We start from the raw sequence: 485 nt of genomic DNA on the forward strand, positions 1-485 counted from the left end.
CCTTTTTTACTTTCCAATCAAAGACTGCCCACAAACGCGCACAACATTGCCATTCACTCCATTGGAGGCAGGGCTGCAGTACCAGGCGATGGCCTCGGCCACATCCACCGGTTGCCCGCCCTGGGACAAGCTGTTCATCCGACGACCGGCCTCTCGGATGGTGACCGGCATGGCGGCGGTCATCCGGGTTTCGATAAACCCGGGGGCGACGGCGTTGATGGTGATGCCGTTTTTCAGTTGCCGGGCCATGGCTTCCACGTAGCCGATCACTCCGCACTTGGCGGTTGAGTAGTTGGTCTGTCCGAAGTTGCCGGCGATGCCGCTGATGGAGGAAATACAGACAATGCGTCCGTTTTCTTTCATGAGCTCCCGCTTTGCCAGTTCCTCGTCGATCAACTCCTCCGCGGTCAGATTGACTGCGATGGTCATATCCCAGAAGTGCTCCGGCATGTTGCCAAGGGTCTTGTCGCGGGTGATGCCGGCAT

1 protein-coding gene is annotated in these 485 nt (G+C 58.4%); it reads right to left on the minus strand.

All coding sequences use genetic code 11. The annotated features are described in order from the left end of the window. Window positions 1-6: 6 nt before the first annotated feature. A partial coding sequence (locus tag B2W52_RS15640) for an SDR family oxidoreductase (protein WP_286803702.1) occupies window positions 7-485 on the minus strand: 479 nt, incomplete at its 5' end.

Source organism: Marinobacter sp. UBA2498 (assembly GCF_002341575.1).
GTDB lineage: Bacteria > Pseudomonadota > Gammaproteobacteria > Pseudomonadales > Oleiphilaceae > Marinobacter > Marinobacter manganoxydans.